Below are 258 nucleotides of genomic sequence, written 5' to 3'. Positions count from 1 at the left end.
GTGATGGACGAGCATGGTGGCGTCGCCGCCGTCGTCGAGGATCATGTTGGGAACGCCCCCACCATGCCAGTCGAACAGCTTGGCGGTGAAGTCCCAGTATTCGGTCAGCGTCTCGCCCTTGAAGGCGAACACCGGCGTGCCGGCCGCCGCGATAGCCGCGGCGGCGTGATCCTGGGTCGAGAAGATGTTGCACGACACCCAGCGGACGTCGGCACCGAGAGCCTTCAGCGTCTCGATCAGCACCGCGGTCTGGATGGT

General features: G+C 65.5%; 1 protein-coding gene. It reads right to left on the bottom strand.

The genetic code is table 11. The features are described 5' to 3' along the window. Positions 1–258 (bottom strand): adenosylhomocysteinase (locus AC4F3Q_RS13560; RefSeq protein ID WP_491040424.1); only part of this gene is annotated, 258 nt, incomplete at both ends.

The organism is Flavimobilis sp. BM9 (assembly GCF_058313055.1).
Note: the sequence above shows the minus strand (reverse complement) of the source record. Positions and strands in the feature narration are given on the sequence as shown.